At 64.2% G+C, this 21,465-nt stretch carries 20 protein-coding genes and 1 tRNA gene; 13 read left to right on the top strand and 8 right to left on the bottom strand.

Annotation, left to right across the window (positions count from 1 at the left end; genetic code table 11):
- Window positions 1-45 precede the first annotated feature (45 nt).
- The 4 genes from CFE42_RS12010 to trmB all read left to right on the top strand — a co-directional run bounded on the left by CFE42_RS12010 (window position 46) and on the right by trmB (window position 3,935).
- Window positions 46-2,100 carry an acetoacetate--CoA ligase gene (locus CFE42_RS12010; protein WP_004629560.1) on the top strand — a complete coding sequence of 685 codons (2,055 nt, stop codon included), beginning with the start codon at window positions 46-48 and terminating at the stop codon, window positions 2,098-2,100.
- A 129-nt stretch (window positions 2,101-2,229) separates the two neighbouring features.
- Entirely contained in the window at window positions 2,230-2,943 is a 714-nt protein-coding gene (locus CFE42_RS12005) for a hypothetical protein (protein ID WP_004629562.1), read from the top strand.
- Between the two features lie 58 nt (window positions 2,944-3,001).
- Window positions 3,002-3,075: transfer RNA gene (locus CFE42_RS12000), tRNA-Gly, on the top strand.
- Window positions 3,076-3,161: 86 nt separating this feature from the next.
- Window positions 3,162-3,935 carry a tRNA (guanosine(46)-N7)-methyltransferase TrmB gene (gene trmB / locus CFE42_RS11995; protein ID WP_004629564.1) on the top strand — a complete coding sequence of 258 codons (774 nt, stop codon included), beginning with the start codon at window positions 3,162-3,164 and terminating at the stop codon, window positions 3,933-3,935.
- 25 nt (window positions 3,936-3,960) lie between these two features.
- Here the strand turns inward: trmB and CFE42_RS11990 are convergent, their stop codons facing one another.
- The 4 genes from CFE42_RS11990 to CFE42_RS11975 form a co-directional block, all read right to left on the bottom strand.
- Entirely contained in the window at window positions 3,961-5,073 is a 1,113-nt protein-coding gene (locus CFE42_RS11990; RefSeq protein WP_004629566.1) for an NADH:flavin oxidoreductase/NADH oxidase, read from the bottom strand.
- 119 nt (window positions 5,074-5,192) lie between these two features.
- Window positions 5,193-6,074, bottom strand: a complete 882-nt coding sequence (locus CFE42_RS11985) for an undecaprenyl-diphosphate phosphatase (protein WP_004629568.1) — start codon at window positions 6,072-6,074, stop codon at window positions 5,193-5,195.
- Window positions 6,075-6,126: 52 nt separating this feature from the next.
- On the bottom strand, window positions 6,127-6,720 hold the full coding sequence (locus CFE42_RS11980; protein WP_004629570.1) for a DUF1439 domain-containing protein: 594 nt from the start codon (window positions 6,718-6,720) through the stop codon (window positions 6,127-6,129).
- A 6-nt stretch (window positions 6,721-6,726) separates the two neighbouring features.
- Window positions 6,727-6,984 carry a YkgJ family cysteine cluster protein gene (locus tag CFE42_RS11975; RefSeq protein ID WP_012435050.1) on the bottom strand — a complete coding sequence of 86 codons (258 nt, stop codon included), beginning with the start codon at window positions 6,982-6,984 and terminating at the stop codon, window positions 6,727-6,729.
- A 181-nt stretch (window positions 6,985-7,165) separates the two neighbouring features.
- Between CFE42_RS11975 and CFE42_RS11970 the strand changes: the two genes are divergently transcribed.
- The 4 genes from CFE42_RS11970 (at window position 7,166) to CFE42_RS11955 (ending at window position 10,592) form a co-directional block, all read left to right on the top strand.
- Window positions 7,166-7,909, top strand: a complete 744-nt coding sequence (locus CFE42_RS11970) for a TetR/AcrR family transcriptional regulator (RefSeq protein ID WP_004629573.1) — start codon at window positions 7,166-7,168, stop codon at window positions 7,907-7,909.
- A 95-nt stretch (window positions 7,910-8,004) separates the two neighbouring features.
- Window positions 8,005-8,655, top strand: a complete 651-nt coding sequence (locus CFE42_RS11965) for a protein-L-isoaspartate O-methyltransferase (protein WP_024973385.1) — start codon at window positions 8,005-8,007, stop codon at window positions 8,653-8,655.
- 22 nt (window positions 8,656-8,677) lie between these two features.
- Complete coding sequence (locus CFE42_RS11960) at window positions 8,678-9,010, top strand: rhodanese-like domain-containing protein (protein ID WP_004629576.1); 333 nt, start codon at window positions 8,678-8,680, stop codon at window positions 9,008-9,010.
- Window positions 9,011-9,155: 145 nt separating this feature from the next.
- On the top strand, window positions 9,156-10,592 hold the full coding sequence (locus tag CFE42_RS11955) for a TolC family outer membrane protein (protein WP_004629577.1): 1,437 nt from the start codon (window positions 9,156-9,158) through the stop codon (window positions 10,590-10,592).
- Here CFE42_RS11955 and CFE42_RS11950 read toward each other — a convergent pair whose 3' ends face one another.
- From CFE42_RS11950 to CFE42_RS11935, 4 genes are all read right to left on the bottom strand, one after another.
- On the bottom strand, window positions 10,593-11,273 hold the full coding sequence (locus CFE42_RS11950) for an META domain-containing protein (RefSeq protein WP_004629578.1): 681 nt from the start codon (window positions 11,271-11,273) through the stop codon (window positions 10,593-10,595).
- A 101-nt stretch (window positions 11,274-11,374) separates the two neighbouring features.
- Complete coding sequence (waaA, locus tag CFE42_RS11945) at window positions 11,375-12,691, bottom strand: lipid IV(A) 3-deoxy-D-manno-octulosonic acid transferase (protein WP_004629579.1); 1,317 nt, start codon at window positions 12,689-12,691, stop codon at window positions 11,375-11,377.
- Window positions 12,691-13,689 (bottom strand): lipopolysaccharide heptosyltransferase I, encoded by a 999-nt coding sequence (gene waaC, locus CFE42_RS11940; protein WP_004629580.1) that lies wholly within the window; start codon window positions 13,687-13,689, stop codon window positions 12,691-12,693. Before waaC ends, waaA begins: the two co-directional genes overlap by 1 nt.
- 43 nt (window positions 13,690-13,732) lie before the next feature.
- Complete coding sequence (locus CFE42_RS11935) at window positions 13,733-15,121, bottom strand: phosphomannomutase/phosphoglucomutase (protein WP_004629581.1); 1,389 nt, start codon at window positions 15,119-15,121, stop codon at window positions 13,733-13,735.
- Between the two features lie 146 nt (window positions 15,122-15,267).
- Here CFE42_RS11935 and CFE42_RS11930 point away from each other — a divergent pair, with 146 nt between their 5' ends.
- The 5 genes from CFE42_RS11930 to CFE42_RS11910 all read left to right on the top strand — a co-directional run bounded on the left by CFE42_RS11930 (window position 15,268) and on the right by CFE42_RS11910 (window position 21,277).
- Window positions 15,268-16,479 (top strand): glycosyltransferase family 4 protein, encoded by a 1,212-nt coding sequence (locus CFE42_RS11930; RefSeq protein WP_004629584.1) that lies wholly within the window; start codon window positions 15,268-15,270, stop codon window positions 16,477-16,479.
- Between the two features lie 73 nt (window positions 16,480-16,552).
- Complete coding sequence (locus CFE42_RS11925; protein ID WP_238563739.1) at window positions 16,553-17,788, top strand: sugar transferase; 1,236 nt, start codon at window positions 16,553-16,555, stop codon at window positions 17,786-17,788.
- Window positions 17,789-17,790: 2 nt separating this feature from the next.
- The gene (locus CFE42_RS11920) at window positions 17,791-18,945 is read left to right on the top strand and encodes a glycosyltransferase (protein ID WP_004629587.1); all 1,155 of its coding nucleotides are present in this window, start codon (window positions 17,791-17,793) and stop codon (window positions 18,943-18,945) included.
- Window positions 18,942-20,201 carry an oligosaccharide flippase family protein gene (locus CFE42_RS11915; protein WP_004629589.1) on the top strand — a complete coding sequence of 420 codons (1,260 nt, stop codon included), beginning with the start codon at window positions 18,942-18,944 and terminating at the stop codon, window positions 20,199-20,201. The genes CFE42_RS11920 and CFE42_RS11915 overlap by 4 nt, the downstream gene beginning before the upstream one ends.
- On the top strand, window positions 20,198-21,277 hold the full coding sequence (locus CFE42_RS11910; protein ID WP_004629591.1) for a glycosyltransferase family 4 protein: 1,080 nt from the start codon (window positions 20,198-20,200) through the stop codon (window positions 21,275-21,277). Before CFE42_RS11915 ends, CFE42_RS11910 begins: the two co-directional genes overlap by 4 nt.
- Window positions 21,278-21,465: the final 188 nt, after the last annotated feature.

The raw sequence follows: 21,465 nt of genomic DNA, 5'->3' as shown, positions 1-21,465 counted from the left end.
TAGAGCGGGCGGCCTTTCCCCTTGCCTGACCGGCGGAGGAGACACATGAGCACCATCCGGGAAGGCGCCCTGCTTTGGACGCCATCGGCTGACTTCATCGCGCGCGCGCGCCTGACGCATTACCTCGACTGGCTCGCGCGCGAACGCGGGCTGCGCTTTTCGGCGACCACGCCCGAGGGCTACGCACGACTCTGGGAATGGTCTACCACTGAACTCGAGGCGTTCTGGACGTCCGTCTGGGACTACCTTGACCTGCGCGCCTCGACACCGTTCACGCAGATGCTGGGCGACCGCACCATGCCCGGCGCGCAATGGCTGGTCGGCGCGAAGCTCAATTACGTCGATCAGGTCATGCGCCATGTGGAAGAAGGCGGCAGCCCCGACCGCACCGCCATCCGATACGCCAGCGAGACCAAGCCGCTGGCCGACTTGTCATGGCGCGAACTGCGCCAACGCGTTGCCTCGCTGGCGGATGCGCTGCGCAAGATGGGCGTGGTGCCAGGCGACCGCGTCGCCGCATATCTGTCGAACACGCCGGACGCGATCGTGGCGTTTCTCGCCACGGCCAGCGTCGGGGCCATCTGGTCTGTCTGTGCGCCCGACATGGGCCAGGTGGCCGTGACCGACCGCTTCCGGCAGATCGAGCCCAAAGTGCTGATCGCGGTGGACGGCTATCACTACGGCGGCCGCGCGTTCGACCGCACCGACGTGGTCGCAGAGATGGTCGACGCGCTGCCAACAGTCGAACATCTCGTGCTCGTGCCGCAGTTGCTTGGCGAGGTCAACCGCGCGCGCTTCCCGGAGGCCCGCGACTGGCGCGACCTGACGGCCGACGACGTGCCGCTCGTCGTCACACCCGTCGCCGCTGACCACCCACTGTGGATTCTCTATTCGTCCGGCACCACCGGCATGCCCAAGCCGATCGTGCACGGCCATGGCGGCCTGCTGCTGGTGCAGACGATGATGGGCGCGCTGCATCTCGACCTTGGCCCCGACGACGTCTACCACTGGTACAGCAGCACCGGCTGGGTCATGTGGAATTCGCAAGCGAGCGGCTTACTCGGCGGCGTCACGCTCGCCATCTACGACGGCAACCCCGGCACGCCCGATCTCAGTACGCTGTGGCGCTTCGCACAGGATGCGCGCGTGACCTTCTTTGGCGCCGGCGCGGCGTTCTTCGCCAATTGCCTGAAGGCCGGCATCGAGCCCGGGCGCGATTTCGACCTGTCGAGACTGCGTGCGGTCGGCTCGACCGGCTCGCCGCTCTCGGCCGAGGCGTACGACTGGATCTACCGCCACGTCAAAGCCGACGTCTGGCTCAACCCCATTTCCGGCGGCACCGACTTCGCTGGCTGCTTCGTGGGCGGCGTCGCAACACTGCCCGTCTATGCGGGTGAGATGCAATGCCGCAACCTCGGCTCGCGTGTGGAAGCACTGGACGAGGCTGGCCGACCGCTCATCGACGCGGTAGGCGAGCTGGTCTGCACCGCGCCCATTCCGTCGATGCCGCTCTTCTTCTGGGGCGACAGCGACGGCAGCCGCTACCGCGACAGCTACTTCGACATGTACCCCGGCCAGTGGCGCCACGGCGACTGGATCAAGATCACGCCACGCGGCGGCGCCATCATCTACGGCAGGTCCGACGCGACCATCAACCGCCACGGCATCCGCATGGGCACAGCCGAGCTGTACCGCGTGGTCGAAGATCTGCCGGAAGTGCTCGACAGCCTTGTCGTCGATCTGGAATTCCTCGGCCGCGAATCGTTCATGCCACTGTTCGTCGTGCTGCGCGAAGGCGCGACGCTCGACGACACGCTGCGCAGCACGATCAATGCACGCATCAAGGCAGGGCTGTCGGCCCGGCATGTGCCCAACGTGGTCGTACAGGCACCCGGCGTGCCGCGCACGCTGTCGGGCAAGAAGATGGAAGTGCCCATCAAGAAACTGCTGCTTGGCGCACCAATCGAGCGCGTCGCCAACCCCGATGCAATGGCAAACCCGGAGGTGCTTGCGTGGTACGCGACCTACGCCGGGTCGCTGGCCCGGCAAAGCAGCGCGCACGGCGAGCCCGCGCCCGCATTGGAATCGTGGCGGAGCTAGACCGATCGTTGGTCTCTGGTTTCACAATCTCCGCCAATCGAACGATGGCAGGGACCGGGTGTGATGACTAACGTACAGCTTGCACCGGCACATCAAGATGCCGGGCGAGTTGCTTAACGGGGAGTCACCATGCTTGCAACGACGAACGTCCTGATCAAGACGGAGGACGGCCGCGAAGCCTTGGCCCAGCGCCGCCACGACATGCAGATGCGCCAGCGCCATCTGCTCATCCTCATCGACGGTGCCCGCACGGTGGGGCAACTGCATCAACTGCTGAGCGACTGGCCGGACTTCGACGAACTGCTGCTAGGGTTGCAACGGGCCGGCATGGTCGACGTGCTGCCTGGTATCTCGCATGACAACGCACCGGCTGCAGAACCGTTCGACCCCATCACGCACTTCAACCGTCCCTTGCTGGACGATGACGCGCACGGCGCACCTGCCGCCCTGTCGCTCATCTACGACAAACTGCCGCCGTTGACCGGCATGACGCTCGGCCTGCAAGCGGTGGCGGCGCCCATCGACGAGCCTGCGGCCAATGACGCAAACAGGCCGCGGGCGGCGCCCGTCCGGGCTTCTTCTACGCCGCAGCCAGCCGTCCCGCCGGAGTTGGCCGACGTGTTGCCCAACGTGGTCAAGGTCGAGTTGATGCGTTTGGCGGTGCAGCACTTCGGCTCGGCCGCGGGCGCCGCCATGCCGCTGCTGCGTGCCTGCAAGGAAGACCCGCAGTCGCTGTGCGACGTGGTTGCCGCGTGCGCCAAGGCTGCCGCCCCGACGGCTGGCGAGCAGGCCGCGGCAAAGTTCGTGGATGCGGCAATGCAGGCGATGGCGCTGCGGCGCTGAAGCCGCCACAGGCGCTGTTTGCGAAGCTCAGGCAAAGCCGGGTAAAATAGCAGTCTACGCGGGCGTCGTATAATGGTAATACCCTAGCTTCCCAAGCTAGAGCCGTGGGTTCGATTCCCATCGCCCGCTCCACCGAACAGTCTGAAGCCGCCCTCGGCGGCTTTTTTGTTGCCTGCGCGCCCGTCGCTCCATCGACGGGCAACCGGCACGGGATCTCCATGCAGCCCATCGAACAGCCGGGCACCGGCCCCGACGACATCACGCCGGAATCGCAAGACACCAATACCGCAGAGAGTGCCGAAAGCGGTGCGGAAACCGGCCACCCGCGTCGCATCCGCTCGTTCGTGCGCCGCGCCGGCCGTACGTCGACCGGCCAGCAGCGTGCCATCGATGAACTCGGTCCGCGCTTCCAATTGCCCTACACCACAGAGCCGCTGGACTGGGACGCCGCCTTCGGCCGCGCTGGCGCCAAGCGCATCTTCGAGATCGGCTTCGGCATGGGTGAAACCACCGCGCACATCGCGCAATTGCGCCCGGACGACGATTTTCTAGGCGTCGAGGTGCATGAGCCGGGCGTTGGAGCGCTGCTCAAGCTGATCGGCGAACGCGAAATCGGCAACATCCGTATCGTTTCGCACGATGCGGTGGAAGTGCTGGCGCAGATGATTCCGGAGGGTACGCTGGATGGCATCCACGTGTTCTTCCCCGACCCGTGGCACAAGAAGCGCCACAACAAGCGGCGCCTGATCCAGAGCCCGTTTGTCGCACGTCTGGCGGCGCACCTGAAACCGGGCGGCTATCTGCACTGCGCGACGGACTGGGAGGAATACGCCCACCAGATGCTGGAGGTGCTGTCCTCCGAGCCGACGCTGGAAAACACCGCCGACGGCTTTGCACCGCGCCCCGACTACCGCCCTGTCACCAAGTTCGAGAAACGCGGCCTGCGCCTCGGGCACGGCGTGTGGGACGTGGTCTTCCGCAAGCGCGGCTAGCCACGTCCGCGCACGCTCGCGCGAGTCAGCGTGCGCCGAAATGCGTATCGCCGAAGAGGTTCTTGGCGTGGCGCGGGAAAGCGCGCCAGTATTGCGGCGGCGCCTTGACCGTCGCGCCCAACTCAGCGGCCGCCGCCCAGGCCCAGTGCGGGTTGTAGAGGAAGGCCCGGCCCACGGCGACCAAATCCGCACGCCCTTGCGCAACGATGGCCTCCGCCTCATGCGCCTCGTTGATGAGGCCGACGGCGATGGTCGGAATGTCCGCCTCGTTTCGGATCTTCTCGGCAAACGGCACCTGGTAGCCGGTCGACAGCGGAATCTGCTGCAGCGGCGACACACCGCCCGACGAAGCATCGATCCAATCACAGCCGCGCGCACGCAGTGCCTGCGCAAATACCACCGAATCCTCCGGCGCCCATCCGCCCTCCACCCAATCGGTGGCCGACACGCGCACGCCAACCGGAATGTTGTCCGGCACCACGGCGCGCACCGCATCAAAAATCTCCAGCGGATAACGCATGCGGTTCTCACGCGAACCGCCGTAGGCATCGGTGCGCTGATTGGCGATCGGCGACAGGAATTCGTGCAGCAGATAGCCGTGTGCGGCATGCAGTTCGATGGCCGATAGGCCCAAGCGCACAGCCCGACGCGCGGTATCGACAAATTGATCGCGCACGCGGGCGAGGTCCGCATCGGTCATTTCGCGCGGAGCACGCTCTTCAGGGCGCTGTGGCAGCGGGGAGGGACCCATCGTTTCCCAGCCGCCGGCATCGAGCGCCAGCAATGCGCCGCCTTCCCAAGGCCGAGCGCTCGAAGCCTTGCGGCCCGCGTGCGCGATCTGCATGCCGATCGGCACCAGCGCATTCTGGCGAATGGCAGCCAGCGTGCGCTCAAGCGCGGCTTCGGTCGCGTCGTCCCACAAACCCAGGCAGCCGTTGGTGATGCGGCCTTCTGGCGACACCGCGGTCGCTTCGATCATCAGCAATCCGGCGCCCGAAAAGGACAGGCTGCCCAGATGCGTGTGGTGCCACGCCGTGGCTTGGCCGTTGTCGGCCGAGTACTGGCACATCGGCGAAATGACGATGCGGTTCTCAAGCGTGAGACCGCGCAGGGAGAAAGGCTGGAAGAGAGCACTCATGATCGGGAGATTCGGCAATCAGCGGCTGACGGAAGAAACCGCCAGTGTGTCCGAATCCGCCCGATCGTGCAGACGGTGCGAAAGCCTCGCACCGAAGAAGGGAAATGCTTGCCTGTGGCTTAGGCCTGCCAGGCGATGAGGTGCGTATAAGCCGTCACCAGAACGATGACCCCGAAGATGATCCGGTACCACGCAAAGCCGCGGAAATCGTGCGTGGCAATGAACTTCAGCAGCCAGCGCACACAGAAGAACGCCGAGATGAATGCGGCCACAAAACCCACTGCGAAGATCGACAGATCATCGGCCGACAGCAGCGCGCGCGATTTGTACAGCTCGTACACCGTCGCGCCAAAAATCACGGGAATCGCCAGGAAGAATGAAAACTCCGTCGCCACCTTGCGCGACAGGCCGAACAACAGGCCGCCGATGATGGTCGAGCCCGAACGCGACGTACCCGGAATCAGCGCGAAGCACTGCGCGAAGCCCACCTTGATAGCATCGGAGATGCGCAGGTCGTCCAGCGTTTCAATGCGTGGCGCGCCAGCCTTGGCGGCTTCGAGCAGTGCGTTGGCGCGCGGGTCATGTGTCTCGCCGCGATGGCGTTCGCGCCATTCGGCCCACAGGATCACGAAGCCGCCGAGGATGAACGCCGACGCCACCACGATCGGATTGAACAGATGCGCCTTGATCGCCTTGCCAAAGATCAGCGCTAGCGTGATCGCAGGAATCGTCGCCACGATCACGTTGATCGCAAAACGCTGCTGACGCGGGTCATTCGGCAAGCCCTTGATCACGTCGATGATTTTGTGGCGGAACTCCCAGCACACCGCCAGGATGGCGCCGAACTGGATCACGATCTCGAAGATCTTGCCCTTCTCGTCATTGAAGTCGAGCAGCTGGCCAGCGAGGATCAGATGGCCGGTGCTGGAAATGGGGAGGAACTCGGTCAGGCCTTCGACGATGCCGAGAATCAGCGCTTTGATGGCGAGTGCGATATCCATGCAGTGAGCAAAGAAGGAAGAGGAAAACGAAGCGCTGGACGTGCAGCAGAACTCAGGGCCGCTTGGCCTGGACGTGCACGCCTTCGGGCAAAACCGTGATTGTACCGGGCTCCACGGCAATGCCAGCCACTTTCAGCTGTTCGGGCTTGAACGTATAGACCGCATAGTCGTTGAGCAACTGCCCGGCAATCAAAGAACCGATCGAACTGATCTGCGGGCCGATGCCCCCGGGCACGTTCTGCAGATCGAAGCGATCAACACTGGGCTGATTCAGTCGGATCGAATGCGTGGGCGGGTCGTAATGCAAGCCGCTGGAGACGGCCAGCGGCCCTGTCAGCGGCTGGCGGAACAGGCCGCTTTCCACCACGGCATCTGCCTGGATGGCGATGCGGTTGCGCGCGGGGTCGAGCGACACCTGCGGGTTCGACAGCGTCACGTCAAAGAAGCCGAGAAAGCGCCGCTGGAACGGAAACTTGCGCGCAAGCGCGTCCTGCATCTGGCCGCGGGAAAAGGTGTAGCCGTCACCGGTCCAGCCGGTCGGCATGCAAGCCACGAGTGTGACGACGATGGCAACTGCAACAGCGGCCGCACCCGACCACCAGCGGACGCGGTTGGAACGGACAGCGGGTTTCGTGGAATCGGTCATGACAATTCAGTGCGCTGCGGTAGCGATTTCAAGTCGAGTCAAAAACTGCATGGCATGCGTGGCCGAGCCTCCGCACATGTCGGGCTCAGGCTGCAGGCTGCTGCAGACCGCCGGACGTTCCGGCTGGCCGAAGATACGACAGCCGTTGGCCTCATCCAGTTGCGCACAGCGCACGCCGGCCGGCTTGCCGTTCGGCATGCCAGGAATGGGGCTGGAGATGGAAGGCGCGATGCAGCACGCGCCGCAATGAGGTCGACAGTCCATGCTGTCCGAGTGCATGAAATCAGGGCGTAAACCGCTATTGTGCACCAGCACAATAGCGGCCCAGTCTGATTGACAATGTCGATGCCGCTTGACCCACCCTTGCGGCATGCGTACATTAATGACCGGAAAGTAAGTTATCTGTGAGTCAGTGACCATGTGCACTGACTGACGCCCCACCGCCGTGACTGATCAAGATTCCGAGTCTTCCTCCAAACGCTGGACGCGCCGCAAAGAGGCCCGCCCCCAAGAACTGGTCGCCGCCGCGCTGAACCTGTTCGTGGCGCGCGGCTATGCGGCCACCCGGCTGGAAGACGTGGCGTCGGCCGCCGGCGTATCCAAGGGCACGGTCTACCTGTATTTCGCCAACAAGGAAGAACTGTTCAAGGCTGTGGTGCAGGAAAACCTGGTGCCCGCGCTGGCCGAGGGCGAGGCCCTGATCGACAGTTTTGACGGCACCAGCGAAGCGCTGCTGCACGAGATCCTGATGGGCTGGTGGGAGCTCATCGGCGAATCGCCGGCTTCGGGTCTCACCAAGCTGCTGATGGCCGAGTCGGGCAACTTTCCCGACCTGGCGCAGTACTACCACGAAGAAGTCATCGACCGCTGCGACCGGCTGTTTGCGCGCATCCTCGAACGCGGCATGGCCCGCGGCGAATTCCGCGACGTCAACATCGATCTCACCACGCTGACCATGGTCGCGCCGATGATCTTCCTGATGATGTGGAAGCACTCGTTCGGCCCGTGCTCGCACCGGGAGCTGGAACCGAAGGCGTTCATCACCCACGTCGTGTCGCTGCTGCTGCACGGCGTGCTGCGCAATCCAGCGACGGGCGCAGTGATACCGCCTCCACCTGCCCTCACAGCGCAGCCGTGGCGCACGCTCCCGGAGCGGGCCAACAACCCCGACGAAGGCGCCTCGTCATGACAACGTCTGCCGGAATGTCTTCCGGACTTGCTAAAATGCCGGGTTTGTCGTCAAACCCTCATTCGCATCACTCGCTCCGCGTGGAAGGCATGCCCATGGACATCGAAAAATCCCGGTTCAACATGATCGAGCAGCAAATCCGTCCTTGGGACGTGCTCGATACCGACGTTCTCGACCTGCTCAGCGTCGTCAAGCGCGAACACTACGTGCCCGAGGCATACCGCGCGCTGGCCTTCGTCGACATGGAAATCCCGCTGGCCAGCGGCCAGAACATGCTGGCGCCGCGCGTCGAAGCCCGCGTGCTGCAAGAGCTGGCCGTGCGCAAGCACGAAGACGTGCTTGAAGTCGGCGCGGGCTCCGGCTATATGGCCGCCCTGCTGGCCCATCGCGGCCGCCAGGTCACCACGCTCGACATCGTGCCGGAACTCGTCGCCTTCGCCCGTGACAATCTCTCGCGCAATAGCGTCACTAACGTCGACGTGGTCGAGGCCAGCGGCGCGCAAGGCTGGGGCGACGGCCTGTATGACGTCATCTGCGTGTCGGGCTCGGTGCCCGCCGTGCCGGAAGCGCTGCTCAAGCAGCTCAAGGTGGGTGGCCGCCTGTCGATCTTCGTGGGCGGCGCGCCGGTCATGGAAGCGCAGCTCATCACGCGCATCTCCAACACCGAATATCAGACGCGCAACCTGTTCGAGACGTATGTGACGCCGCTGGTGGGTGTTCCCGCGCCGTCGTCCTTCCGCTTCTGATCCCTCTCGGCCCCCAATCATCATGCAGCAGCTCGCTCCCACCGCCCTCGCCCAATGGCTCGCCGACGCATCGCGCGCGAAGCCCGTCCTGCTCGACGTGCGCTGGACGGAGGAGGTGGAAATCTGTGCCATTCCTGGCATCACGCACATTCCGATGGACCAGATCCCGGGGCGTGCCAGCGAGCTGAATGCTGACCAAGACATCGTCTGCATCTGCCACCACGGCGGACGCAGCGCGCAGGTTGCGCAGTATCTGATCACGCAAGGCGGCTTTGATGCCGCGCGTGTCTACAACCTGCAAGGCGGCGTCCACGCCTGGGCTCACCAGGTGGACCCGCAGATGGCGACGTACTGATTGGGGAAGCCGCCGCCGGGCAAAGCCCTGTTCACGCTCCACAGGCACTGAACAGGGCCTGACGCGCCCGCGCTGCCTTCCGAACGCGAACGTTTCCTCCTCGCTCGGGGGCTTTATGACTGTTGCTCGCAGTAGCCGCACGCGGATGGCCGCGCGCGGTTCGCTTGTTGTGCTGTGCTGTTCGATGATGCCGATGTTCGCGTGGGCGCAGACCCAACCGAACACGGCCGCTGCAACCGACCTCCTCTCCGCCTACCGCGCCGCGCTGGCCAACGATCCGCAATTCGCATCGGCGCGCGCGCAGTCGCTGGCGCAACGCGAGAAGCTCACGCAAGGCCGCGCTGGTTTGCTACCGCAGATCGGCGGCGCCTGGAGCTCCACGCGCATCATCTTCGATCAAACCGCTCCGGCCGAATTCAACAAGACGTTCTCTTCGACGGGCTGGACGCTGTCACTGTCGCAGCCGCTCTTCCGCTGGGACCGCTGGGAAACCTACAAGCAAGGCGAGATTGCCGCGCAGGCCGCCGAGGCTTCGCTCGCGCAGGCGCAGCTCGACCTCATCACACGCACGGCGCGGGCCTACTTTGACGTGCTCAACGCGCAGGACACGCTGCAGCTCGCCACCGCGCAGCGCGATGCGATCCAGCAGCAGTACGAACAGGCTCGCCGCAACTTCGACGTCGGCAACGCCAACATCACCGACGCGAACGACGCACAGGCCCGCCGCGACGCGATCGACGCCAGCGTCATCGCAGCACGCAGCGACTTTGAGATCAAGCAATCGGCGCTCAAGCAGATCATCGGGGAGCCCGTTGGCACGCTGGCCGGCGTGCGCACGGGCGTCACGATCCGCCAGCCGGAACCGGCTTCAGCAGAACCCTGGGTGGAACAGGCGCGCAGCAGCAACCTGCAGGTGGCACTGGCGCAATACAACCTGCAAAGTGCAGAGCGCGATGTGAAGAAGGCCACCGCGGGCCATCTGCCTTCGGTCGACCTCGTGGCGCAGACCGGCCACACCAATGCCAGCGGCAACCAATACCTGCCGTCGCTGCCCGGCGGCGCGCGCTTCGACAGTTCACAGATTGGCGTGCAGGTGTCGATCCCGATCTTTGCAGGCGGTGCGATCCAGTCGCGCGTGCGTGAAAACATCGCGCTGGAAACCAAAGCGGCAAACGATCTTGAGTTCGCCCGCCGTTCTGCCGAACAAGGCGCGCGGCAAGCCTATATCGGCGTCATTGCCGGACTTGCGCAGGTGAAAGCGCTGGAAGCGGCCGAGCTATCGGCGCGCACGGCGTACGACTCCAATCAGCTCGCCTACGGTGTAGGCGTACGTATCGGCACCGATGTGCTGAACTCCCAGGCGCAGCTCTTTCAGGCACGCCGCGATCTGGCCCGCGCGCGTTACGACACCATCGTCAACGGGCTGCGGCTGAAGTCCGCCGCCGGCTCGCTGACCGAGGCAGACGTGATCCAGGTGAACACGCTGCTCACGGCCAACGGCTCGAGCGATATCACCGCGTTGCCGTCGGCAAGCGCCAAGCCTGAATCGGCGAAACCTGCCGGCAAGTCCGCCAAACGCTGATCAGTGGGTCTGGCCGCGCGGCGGCAGGGGCCGCTCGGCAAACTGCAGCAGTGCGCCGCTGGTCGTTTTCCAGATGACCTGGCGGCCCTGCTTGCCGTTGGCCGACGGCTGCATGCCGACGGTCGCCAGCGGCGACTTGAGTGCCTCCAGGAACGCCGTCTCCAGCTCCATACGCGCCGGGTCGCACGCCATGCGCGTCGACACCAGGTTGCCGAAGCGCATGCCCGAGGCGAGCTTCTCATACGGCCCCGAGAAGCGATTGCAGCCCGAGTAGCCGGACACCACGCCGTTGGCCGCCTCCAGGCCGCCACTGAATTCGATGGAAATCGGCTGCGCAGCCGGGTCAGCGTCGTCGCCTTCGGCAGAGGGCAATTCCTTGGGCGCAGCGCCCGACTCTTGCCAACGCACGAGCACGAACCGCGAGCGGCCTTCGCCCTGCGCTTGGGCGAGCGACGCCTGGCCCGTATTGGGTGCGGCGTTGGCAGGAGTCTGTTTGGTTGCAGCGGCGGACGCTGACGCGGCAGCGGGGGCGGCCGCAGCGGGCGACGATGAAGGCGTTGGCGTCATGCAGCCGGCACCGATGATGGTGGCGGCGGTCACTGCGGCCAGCGCCACGGCGGTCAGCACCACGCGGCGCGGCGTTTGCAGCAGGCTCGGCTTGGGTCGATTCGGTTGGGACATGAACAGATCGTGAACGGTGACGGAATGCAAACTACACGAAGAGTCATTAGTCTGCCCGGCTCGCCATGAGTTCGCACGTTTCGTGCCGGACGTACACAGCGTTACAGCGTTGGCAAGACCAGGGATGCCACCGCCTCCACCGTGCGCGCCGTCGCACCGCCGTGTGTGGCGGCAAACGCCAGCGCGGCACGTGATGCGGCTTCGCGCGCATCGGCATCGGACAGCCACGCGTCGATCACACGTATCGCCGCAGCGGCATCTCCGACCTGCTCGCACGCACCCGCGGCAACTGCATCGCGAGTCGCCTGCGCGAAGTTAAAGGTATGCGGGCCGATGACCACGGGTGTGCCGACCGCGCAGGCCTCGATCAAATTCTGCCCCCCGAGCGGAAGCAGGCTGCCGCCGATGAACGCCACTTCGCCAGCCGCGTAATACAGTGCCATCTCGCCCATCGAGTCCCCGAGCAAAACGTCGGCGTCGGCAAGTGGATCGGACTCCGTCACGCCTGCTGCAGACACCGACAACGCACTGCGACGCACGACACGCAAGCCCGCGCGTTCGGCAGCCTGGGCCACTTCATGAAAACGCTGCGGGTGACGCGGCACAAGAATCAGCAATGCATGCCGGCGCCCGACATGCTGCGCGCGATGCGCCTGCCACGCGTCAAGCAGCAACGCTTCTTCGCCCTCGCGCGTACTGGCAGCCACCCATACCGATCGACCACGTAGCGCGTCGTGCAACGCACGTCCGGCCATGATCTGGTCCACATGCGGCGTGATGTCGAACTTCAGGTTGCCGGTCACCCGCACGCGCGGCACGCCGAGCGAGCGGTAGCGATCGGCGTCGTCGGGCGTCTGGGCCAGCACGGCGGCGAGCTGCGCGTACGTCTGGCGCGCCGCGTCACCCAGGCGCGCGGTACGCCGGTGACTGCGCGCAGACAGGCGCCCGTTGACGAGCACCATCGGCACACCGGCCGTATAGGCGCGCTCGATCAGCACCGGCCAGATCTCGGTCTCCATCAGCAGGCCAAGGCGCGGTTGGAAATGCCGCAGAAACCGATCGACTGCGCTCGGCAAATCGTACGGAAGATACGCCTGGATGACGCGGCGGTTGCGTTGTGCCGCGAATTGAGCGCCCGTGCGGCGGCCCGTCGGCGTCATGTGCGTCAGCAGGACAGCGTGGTGCGGAAAGCGCGCCAACAGGGCATCAATCAGCGGCTGCGCGGCGCGCGTCTCGCCAACGGACACGGCGTGCACCCACAGCAACGGACGGTCAGGATTCGGGCGCGGCGGATAGAAGCCAAGCCGCTCGCCGACATGCTGTCGATAACCGGGCTCCTTGCGGCCGCGCCACCACAGGCGCAGCAATGCGAACGGCAGCGCGATGCGCCACAACCAGCGATACAGAAGGCGCAGCATCAGAGCACACCCAGCGCACGCAGCGCATCGAGCGCCTGCGCGCTGGTGGGATGGGCTTCGGCGCTGCCGATGTCGTGCACGTTGGGCGTCCAATAGCCACCGGTACGCCACGACGTGGTGAAGTTGTAAAGCGCGACGGTCGGCTTGCACAGCGCGGCGGCAATGTGCACGAGTCCCGTGTCCACGCCCACCACTGCCGGCGCTTGATCGAGAAACGCCGTCACATCGGGAAGCGACATGCGCGGCGGAATCACCACGCGTCCGACCGTACCTGGCACCGCCGCGACGATAGCCTCGCGGATGGATTCACTCGTGCGTCGCTCGGTCTCGCTGCCCCACGGCAGGGCGATGGCGTAGTCGCGGGCAAGCAGCGCGCGTGCCACATCCACCCACGCCTCGAGCGGCCACCCTTTGTCGGCGCGCGAAGTCGCATGCACCAGCGCCACGTACGGACGTGGCAGATTGAAGGGCAAGTCGGCGGGCGGCTGCAAACCGAAGTCGATGGCGTCAGGCAGCGCGTAACCGAGCGCTTCCGCCACCATGCGGCGCGAGCGCTCGACCACGTGGATGTGCGGTTCCATTTCGACCTTGCGTTGGTAGAACAGCTTGGCAAGCGGCTCATAGCCGGCGCCTTCCGTCCGATTGCCGAAGCCCGCCACGAAACCACCCGGCACCAGCTTGGCCTGCGCCGCAACGAGCGCCGTTTTGATCAGGCCTTGCGTGTCGAGCACCGCGTCGTACGACTTGGATCGCAACGCGCGACGGAACGCCGCCACCTCGCCCCAAGTCCTGCCGGAGCCGAGCGACTTGCGCCAACGCCGCAGCGCGAACGGAATCACGCCCTGCACACCGCGCACGATACGGACGATGCCGGCGAAACCCTCCTCGACCACCCAGTCGATCTCGGCATCCGGATAGGCACGCAGAATATCGGCCACAACCGGCGTGCAGTGCACCACATCACCAAGCGACGATACCTTGACGATCAGCACACGCATGCCGTCACCCTTTCCCCCAACTTCATGAGTGCGGACCTTGCGATCAGAACGGCAATTGCGCGTCCGGCTTCTCGGCCAGGATCACGCGGCGGAATTCGCCCTGAATACGCGTCATCGCGGCATCGTTGTCGGCCTCGAAGCGCATCACCACCACCGGCGTGGTGTTGGACGGACGCGCCAAGCCGAAGCCATCTTCGTATTCCACGCGCACGCCATCGATGCGGTTGACTTCCTTCGCGCCGGTAAACGTGGCATTGGCCTTGATCTTGTCGAGCAGCTCGAACGATTCACCCTCGGCACACTTCAGCTGCAGCTCTGGCGTGCAGTGCGAGTTCGGCAGCGCGTTGAGCGTAGCGCTCGGGTCGGCCAGACGCGAGACGATCTCTAGCAGGCGCGCGCCCGTGTACAGACCGTCATCGAAACCGTACCAACGGTCCTTGAAGAAAATGTGGCCGCTCATCTCGCCGGCCAGTGGCGCACCCGTTTCCTTCAGCTTCGCCTTGACCAGCGAATGGCCGGTCTTCCACATCGTGGCCTTGCCGCCGTGCTCACGGATGAACGGCGCCAGCTTGCCTGTGCACTTCACGTCGAAGATGATCTCGCCGCCCGGGTTGCGCGACAGGACTTCCTGCGCGAACAACATCAACTGACGGTCAGGGAAAATGACCTGACCGTCCTTGGTCACCACGCCCAGGCGGTCACCATCGCCATCGAAGGCGAGGCCAAGTTCGCAATCCGTGGTCTGCAGCGTGCGCACGAGGTCCTGCAGGTTCTCGACGTGGGCCGGGTCCGGATGGTGGTTCGGGAAATGGCCATCCACCTCGCAGAACAGCTCCGTCACCTCGCTGCCCATCGCGCGGAATAACTCCGGCGCAAAAGCGCCTGCCACGCCGTTGCCGCAGTCCACGGCAATCTTCATCGGGCGGCTCAGCTTGACGTCCGAGACGATACGGTCGATGTACTGTTGGCGGATATCCACCTGGACGTAGTCGCCGGCGCCTTCCGTGAAGTCGCCCTGTTCGATGCGCGTGCGCAGCGCCTGGATCTGCTCGCCGTAGATGGCCTGGCCCGCCAGGACCATCTTGAAGCCGTTGTAGTCAGGTGGGTTGTGGCTGCCGGTGACCATCACGCCCGACGTGGCGCGACGGCCGGCCAATTCGATGTTAGTGCCGAAGTAGACCATCGGCGTGGCTACAAGGCCCAGGTCGATCACATCGACGCCGCTCGCGCGCAGGCCGTCTGCCAGCGCTGCGAGCAGATTAGGGCCGGACAGGCGACCATCACGGCCGATGACGACGGCGGATTCGCCCTTGGCGCGTGCTGCGGAGCCGAAAGCGCGGCCGATGAGACGTGCGGTTTCCGCATCGACTGTTTTTTCGACGATGCCGCGGATGTCGTAGGCTTTGAAGATGGTGGGGTTGATGCTGCTCATGGAATGGTCCGTGAGGATGTCAGATGAGCAGCATTGTAAACGGTCAAGATACGCATGCCGCGGTTACATCAACTATTGACTTGGCAGTCGAACCAACGGTGTCTGGCGCCTTATAATGCCGGGTTGACCCGCACTGGCCGGCGTCGGTGGGCGAACCCGCCTCATTTTCTGCCAGCTTGGACGCCATTTGCACCGTGTCTTCCCATTTGCCACCGCGCCGCCCGCGCGTTGCCTATCTGATTACCAACTCCGACGTGGGAGGGGCGCAGGCACACGTGGCTGATTTGCTTAAGGCATTGCATGGGCGTGTCGATGCGGTGGTACTGGCGGGAGGAGATGGCCCACTGTTCGACGCTGCGCAGGCCAATGGCGCCAAGACAATACGCTTGACGCTGCTAGACAATGCGCTGTCGCCATGGCGCGCCTTATCGACATTTAAACAGTTGATTGCCGCGTTGCGCGCCACCAAACCCGACCTGATTCACGCGCATAGCGCCAAGGCCGGTGCCTTGGGACGGCTGGCCGGCTGGATCCTCGGCATTCCCGTCGTCTACACCGTTCACGGGTTCGCCTTCAAGCCGGCGGCGCCCGCACGGCAGCGGCACATCGCGCGGCTGGCCGAATGGTTACTCGCACCGCTGACCGCGAGCATGATCTGCGTCGCCGAGGCCGAGCGGACCATGGCATATGCGCTGCCCATTCCCTCCAAACGTGTCCATGTGATCCGCAACGGCATCGCAGAAACCGCCGCTGCACGCGCCATCCCTGGCGCTGCGGTCCGCCGCATCGTCATGGTTGCACGCCTGGCTGCCCCTAAACGTGCGGACACCGTCATCCGCGCCTTCGCCCACGCAGCCCTGTCGGACTGTGAGTTGGTACTCGCGGGAGACGGTCCGCAAATGGCGACCCTGTGCGCGCTGGCTGACGCCGTGGTTCCCGGAAAGGTTCGGTTTCTCGGCGCCGTTCCGGACGTTCCCTCTTTACTGGCGTCCGCGCAGATGTTCGTGCTCGCATCGGACCACGAAGGCTTTCCGCTCTCCATCCTGGAAGCCATGCGAGCTGGGCTGCCCATCGTCGCAAGTGATCTACCCGGCATCCGCGAGCAGCTTGCAGACGGAAACTGCGGGCGGCTCGTACCCGGCAGTGACGCACAACAATGGGCGGCGATGCTGCTGCAATTGGCGGGCAGTCCCAAGGAAAGGGAACGCTTGGGCAACGATGCGCGCCAATATTGGGAACAGCATTTCGGCATGGGCAGCATGGCGGACGCAACCTGGCAGGTATATCAAGAGGTCTTGGTACACCGAGGCGCCAACCCTTCCGAGCACCCCCTCCAGGAACACACACGCCATGAATAAAGGCACCAGCGCAGGACATCCCGTGCGACCGCTGCGCGTCCGAGGCTCGGAGACCATCCGGCGTGCAAGCCGCATGTTGACCTGGGCCGTGTTGGGGCTCGCCTTTCTGGGGCTGACGATCGCGCTGGCAAAATTGGCGCGACACGGCGGAGTGGTCACACACGTCTTCACCAACACGCTGCTCTGGTCCTTGCTGCCGTATGTGTGCGCATTCCTGCTATTGCACCGTGCACTCCATTTGCCTTCCCTTGAGGGCAATAGCCTGGTCGGCGTCGCAACGACCCTGCCCTTCGCTGCGCTGCTGTTTGTCGTGGTTGCCTTCCACCTCGAGTATTCGCGTGGCGCCATGCTGCTCGCCTACTTTACGACGCTGGCGTGGATCTGGTTCGGCTATCGGCGCTACGTGCACAACTACGTGCCCGTATTCGGTTACACCGACGCTGCAACACTCGAACAGCTGGAGCAGATTCTCTCCATGCCCGGCGCCTCGCCAGCCAGCCCGACGCAGTTCCGCGCCATCAACTCGCTCTCCGACGCCGTGCATTGCGATGGCCTGATGCTCGATCGCAACGCCGCGGCAGATCCAGAGCGCACGCGAGCCCTGGCGCAGTTCAAGCTCAGCCATGTACGCATGTATTCGGTGGAGCGCGTGGGCGAAATGCTGACCGGCCGGGTCGGACTCACGCATATCGACGAGAATTTTCTCGATGACTACGCCGCGCACTATTTCTATGGCTTTACCAAGAGGTTGATCGATCTGGCCGCCGTGCTGTGCCTGTCGCCCTTGGCACTGCCGATCGGCTTGGCGGTTGCCGTTGCCATACGACTGGAATCTCCAGGGCCGGCCTTGTTCCGTCAGGTGCGCGTTGGCCTGTTCGGCAAACCCTTCACCATGCTGAAATTCCGCAGCATGGGCGTCGATGCCAGCGCGCCCGCACAGTTCGCCGCCCGACGAGACCCGCGTGTGACCCGCGTCGGCCGGGTCATCCGCAAATATCGGCTAGATGAGATCCCTCAGTTGTGGAACGTCCTGGTGGGGCATATGAGCCTGATCGGCCCGCGCCCTGAACAGGTGCCCATGGTGGAGGATTTTGAGCGGACCATTTCGTACTACCCATACCGCCATCTGGTTCGGCCAGGCCTGTCGGGGTGGGCACAAGTCCAGCAAGGCTACGCGGGCACGCACGAAGAAACCGTGACCAAACTCAGCTACGACCTCTATTACGTCAAGCACTGCTCGTTCGCCTTGGATCTGCTGATTGCCGTCAAGACGCTACGGACGATGCTGACCGGGTACGGGGCACGGTGAGCATGGCCGACATTCGCCTGCACCAGCCGCAGCCAATGCGCATCCTGTTATTGACCACGGGGTTGAAGCTTGGCGGTGCCGAGCAGCAAGTCGCCGCGTTAGCACGGCAGTTCGTCGCCCTTGAGCACACCGTAGCAGTTGTCAGCCTGACCCCCGGAAGCGACGTGGCGTTGCCCGAAGCCGTCACGGTCGTGCCTTTGGAGATGCACAAGACGCCGCAGTCGATGGTGCGGGCGCTATGGAAACTGCGTGCCTTCGTGCGCCAGTGGCAACCGGACATTATCCACGCCCACATGGTGCACGCCAACCTCCTCGCCCGCGTCCTGGCCGCGACGGGAGACATGCCCCCCGTCATCTGCACGGCACACAGCGCACGAGAAGGTGGCGGCTTGCGCATGCTGGGCTACCGGCTGACCGACCGTTGGAGCCACCTCAATACGCACGTCAGCCCGCAAGGACGACAAGCCATGATCGAAGCTGGGGCGGTGTCCTCGGTGCGCATCACAGTGGTACCCAATGGCATCGATACAGCTCAATTTCGCCCCGATACAGCGCTGAGGCAACGCGCCCGGGAAGCGCTTGGACTACAGGACAGTACTCGCCTCCTGATCAACGTTGGGCGCCTCGTCAAAGAGAAAGCCCAGGCGACGCTGATCGATGCGTTTTCCCAGCTCGAGGCGGATTCCGACACGCAGTTGCTCATCGTCGGAGATGGGCCGCTCCGGGGCGCACTGGAACAGCAGATCCGCGACCGTCGGCTCACGGGACGTATTCGTCTTACGGGTGCCCGCAGCGATATTCCTGCCCTGTTGAATGGAGCCGATCTGTTTGTGCTGTCTTCCGACATCGAAGGCATGCCGCTCGCACTCGGCGAGGCGCTGGCTTGTGGCCTGCCCGTTGTAGCAACCGATGCCGCTGGAGTGGCGGAATTGCTGGGGGAATACGGTGAAATCGTGCCACGCGGCGACCCGACGGCGCTTGCTGCGGCGATGCACCGAGCACTGGCTTGCGGCCTGGGCGATGCTGACGCGCAAGCCGCGCGACGTGCCCACATTGCCAGCCGCTTCAGCCTTGAAGCTGTCGCCTTGGAATGGCTGGGGCGCTATGCCAGCCTCATCGGCACGGACCGTGCCGCCTCAGCAAGGGTCGCGCAATGATGCACAAGGTTGTCAGCAACCTGATGTGGATGCTTGCCGAGCGGGGTCTGCAGATCGGCGCCGGCATCGGCGTGGTTGCCATGCTGGCACGTGGCTTGGGGCCGGAGGGGTTCGCGCATTTCCAGTACGCGCAGGCGGTGGTCTATGTGGCGGCCTCGGTTGCCCTGCTCTGCGGTGCGGAAGTCGTCATCCCGCGCCTGGTCGCTCATCCGGAACCGCAAGCGCAACATCGGTTGTTGATGCATGCCTTCGGCTTGCGATTGGCAGCAGGCATGCTGGGCTATCTGCTGATGTGTGGGTTCCTTGCGATCACGCAGCAGCCGATGGATTTCTGGTTGCCAGCGCTCATCCTGGGCATTGCGATCCTGCTGCGAGAGCCCTTCGGTGTTGTCACCGCCTGGATGCAAGCGCACACGCGCACACGCCCCAACACGCTGTTCAACGTTGTGTCGCTGACGATCAAGGTGGCCGGCGTGGCAACGCTATTTGCCCTTGGCGTACATAGTGTGCCGGCTTACGCCACGATGTTCTCCGCCGAGCCCATCGTACTGGCGGCATTGCTCGCCGCGTTCTATCTGAGCCGTGCGCCACGTACACCCACCGCCCGCGACCCAGAGCTCACGCGCGAACTGTTCACCAGTGGCCTGCTCTTCTGGGTCAGCTTCATGTGCATGATGGCTTCGCGTCGCGTTGACCAGCTGCTGCTCAAGCCGTTCGTCTCACTCAGCGAACTTGGCGCTTATGCCGCGTCAATGCAGATCCTCGACAACTTCGTGATGCTGGCGACGATTCTTTCTGCAGGGTTGGCGCCGGTCTACGTTTACTCCCAGTCCGCACTGGCACAGGCTCGCCGAAACGTACTCCGGATCGCGGGCGGCATGGTGGCCGTGGGCGCGATCGGTGGTTTGGCGATTGCGCTGAGCGCGCACTGGATCGTTCACCTGCTCTATGGGGCCGCCTTTGGGCGTGCCGTCGAGTTGCTGCAGCTGACCGCCTTGGCATCGACACTCGTGTTTGCCGATGTTGCGCTCACGCTGCTACCCATCCATATGCGAGTGCCGCGCCTCGTCGCCATCAAATGGGCGCTGGCGCTTGTTGCAACGTTGGCCGTCGATGCCTTCGCCATTCCGCGCATCGGTGCCTATGGCGCCATTCTCGGCTACGCAGTCGCGAATCTACTTTCCGTGCTATTTGGCATAGCCGTCTGGATGCGCTACCGCACGATCGCGCAGCGTCCCCTCGGAGTGAGCGCATGACGCAGGCAAAACCACGGGTGTGCTTCCTGACCGGAACGCTCAATGCACTGGCAGGGGCTGAGCGCATGACCGCCACCATCGCCAACGCGCTCGCTGAACGGGGCTACGCAGTCACCATCCTCAGCCTATGGGATACCGCAAGCTGTTTTGCGCTGCATCCATCCATTCAGCACGAAGCGCTTTTTGCTGAGCGCCCTTCATTCAAGCGAGCCTACGCGGCAACGGTGGCGGGCATCCGACGACACCTCAAGCGACATCACATCGACGTGCTCGTACAGGTGGACACCATGCTGTCGCTGTTTGCGTTGCCGGCGGCGTTGGGCCTCGGGGTACGACATGTTGCCTGGGAGCACTGCCACTTCGACGAAGACCTCGGCCGGCGCGCACGTCGATGGGCTCGACGCCTAGCGGCGCGTTATTGCGAGCAGATTGTTGTGCTGACTGAGCGCGATCGAAAGCGATGGATGGAGGCTTTGCGGCCGCGCAGCTCTGTGGTCTGCATTCCGAATCCGCTGCCGTTTCCCATGCCGGCGCAACCCGCGCCCCGAACCAGCAAGACCGTTCTGGCGGTCGGTCGGCTGGTGCATACCAAAGGCTTCGACGTGTTGCTGAATGCTTGGGCCATCGTCAACGAACACGCACCCGATTGGAAGCTGATGATCGTTGGGGAAGGCGAGGAACGCCCGCCGCTGGAAGCGCTGCGCGATCAGCTTGGCCTACGCAGCAGCGTCACTCTGCCGGGCATCTATCCGGACGTCACGCAAGCGTATGAGCAGGCGTCGATCTTTTGCCTGTCATCGCGTTACGAAGGATTCGGCTTGGTGCTGATCGAAGCGATGGCGTTTGGTTTGCCGATCGTTTCTACGGCGTGCGAGACAGGGCCGCGTGAGTTGCTGGAGGATGGGCGGGATGCGGTAATGGTGGCGGTTGACGATCAGGCCGCTCTTGCTGATGCGCTGCTGCGCCTGATTACAGACCGTAGTGAGGCAGATAGATTTGGGCACGCAGCCAGCATGAAAGCGACCGTGTTTTCCGAGGATAGGATCGCGAAGGTGTGGAATCGACTACTGCGATAATCAAACGCAAAACCAGTGATAAGTGCGGTCGAACAACCATCACGACTTGACGGTAATTTTACCACGAGAGGGAGATAGGCCGAGAGATCCCCACTCTCGTACGACCAAACGGACAGAGCGCAAAGCAGCCTCCTTGGCATGGTACATTCGTTGCCTAGCTTGGCAGAAATGCGTTGGCTTTCACCCTG

The organism is Ralstonia sp. PBBBR1 (assembly GCF_002256165.1).
In the GTDB taxonomy this organism is placed as follows: domain Bacteria; phylum Pseudomonadota; class Gammaproteobacteria; order Burkholderiales; family Burkholderiaceae; genus Ralstonia; species Ralstonia thomasii.
The sequence above is the reverse complement of the archived record's forward strand: the minus strand, read 5'-3'. Positions and strand labels throughout refer to the sequence as shown.

Coding starts and splice junctions, on each gene's coding strand:
- CFE42_RS11920 (WP_004629587.1), top strand. CDS start 17,791: ATGGCCGACATTCGCCTGCACCAGCCGCAGCCAATGCGCATCCTGTTA.
- CFE42_RS11980 (WP_004629570.1), bottom strand. CDS start 6,720: ATGACCGATTCCACGAAACCCGCTGTCCGTTCCAACCGCGTCCGCTGG.
- waaC (WP_004629580.1), bottom strand. CDS start 13,689: ATGCGTGTGCTGATCGTCAAGGTATCGTCGCTTGGTGATGTGGTGCAC.
- CFE42_RS11955 (WP_004629577.1), top strand. CDS start 9,156: ATGGCCGCGCGCGGTTCGCTTGTTGTGCTGTGCTGTTCGATGATGCCG.
- CFE42_RS11985 (WP_004629568.1), bottom strand. CDS start 6,074: ATGGATATCGCACTCGCCATCAAAGCGCTGATTCTCGGCATCGTCGAA.
- CFE42_RS11965 (WP_024973385.1), top strand. CDS start 8,005: ATGGACATCGAAAAATCCCGGTTCAACATGATCGAGCAGCAAATCCGT.
- CFE42_RS11960 (WP_004629576.1), top strand. CDS start 8,678: ATGCAGCAGCTCGCTCCCACCGCCCTCGCCCAATGGCTCGCCGACGCA.
- CFE42_RS11950 (WP_004629578.1), bottom strand. CDS start 11,273: ATGTCCCAACCGAATCGACCCAAGCCGAGCCTGCTGCAAACGCCGCGC.
- CFE42_RS12005 (WP_004629562.1), top strand. CDS start 2,230: ATGCTTGCAACGACGAACGTCCTGATCAAGACGGAGGACGGCCGCGAA.
- CFE42_RS11915 (WP_004629589.1), top strand. CDS start 18,942: ATGATGCACAAGGTTGTCAGCAACCTGATGTGGATGCTTGCCGAGCGG.
- CFE42_RS11990 (WP_004629566.1), bottom strand. CDS start 5,073: ATGAGTGCTCTCTTCCAGCCTTTCTCCCTGCGCGGTCTCACGCTTGAG.
- CFE42_RS12010 (WP_004629560.1), top strand. CDS start 46: ATGAGCACCATCCGGGAAGGCGCCCTGCTTTGGACGCCATCGGCTGAC.
- trmB (WP_004629564.1), top strand. CDS start 3,162: ATGCAGCCCATCGAACAGCCGGGCACCGGCCCCGACGACATCACGCCG.
- CFE42_RS11925 (WP_238563739.1), top strand. CDS start 16,553: ATGTTGACCTGGGCCGTGTTGGGGCTCGCCTTTCTGGGGCTGACGATC.
- CFE42_RS11910 (WP_004629591.1), top strand. CDS start 20,198: ATGACGCAGGCAAAACCACGGGTGTGCTTCCTGACCGGAACGCTCAAT.
- CFE42_RS11975 (WP_012435050.1), bottom strand. CDS start 6,984: ATGGACTGTCGACCTCATTGCGGCGCGTGCTGCATCGCGCCTTCCATC.
- CFE42_RS11935 (WP_004629581.1), bottom strand. CDS start 15,121: ATGAGCAGCATCAACCCCACCATCTTCAAAGCCTACGACATCCGCGGC.
- waaA (WP_004629579.1), bottom strand. CDS start 12,691: ATGCTGCGCCTTCTGTATCGCTGGTTGTGGCGCATCGCGCTGCCGTTC.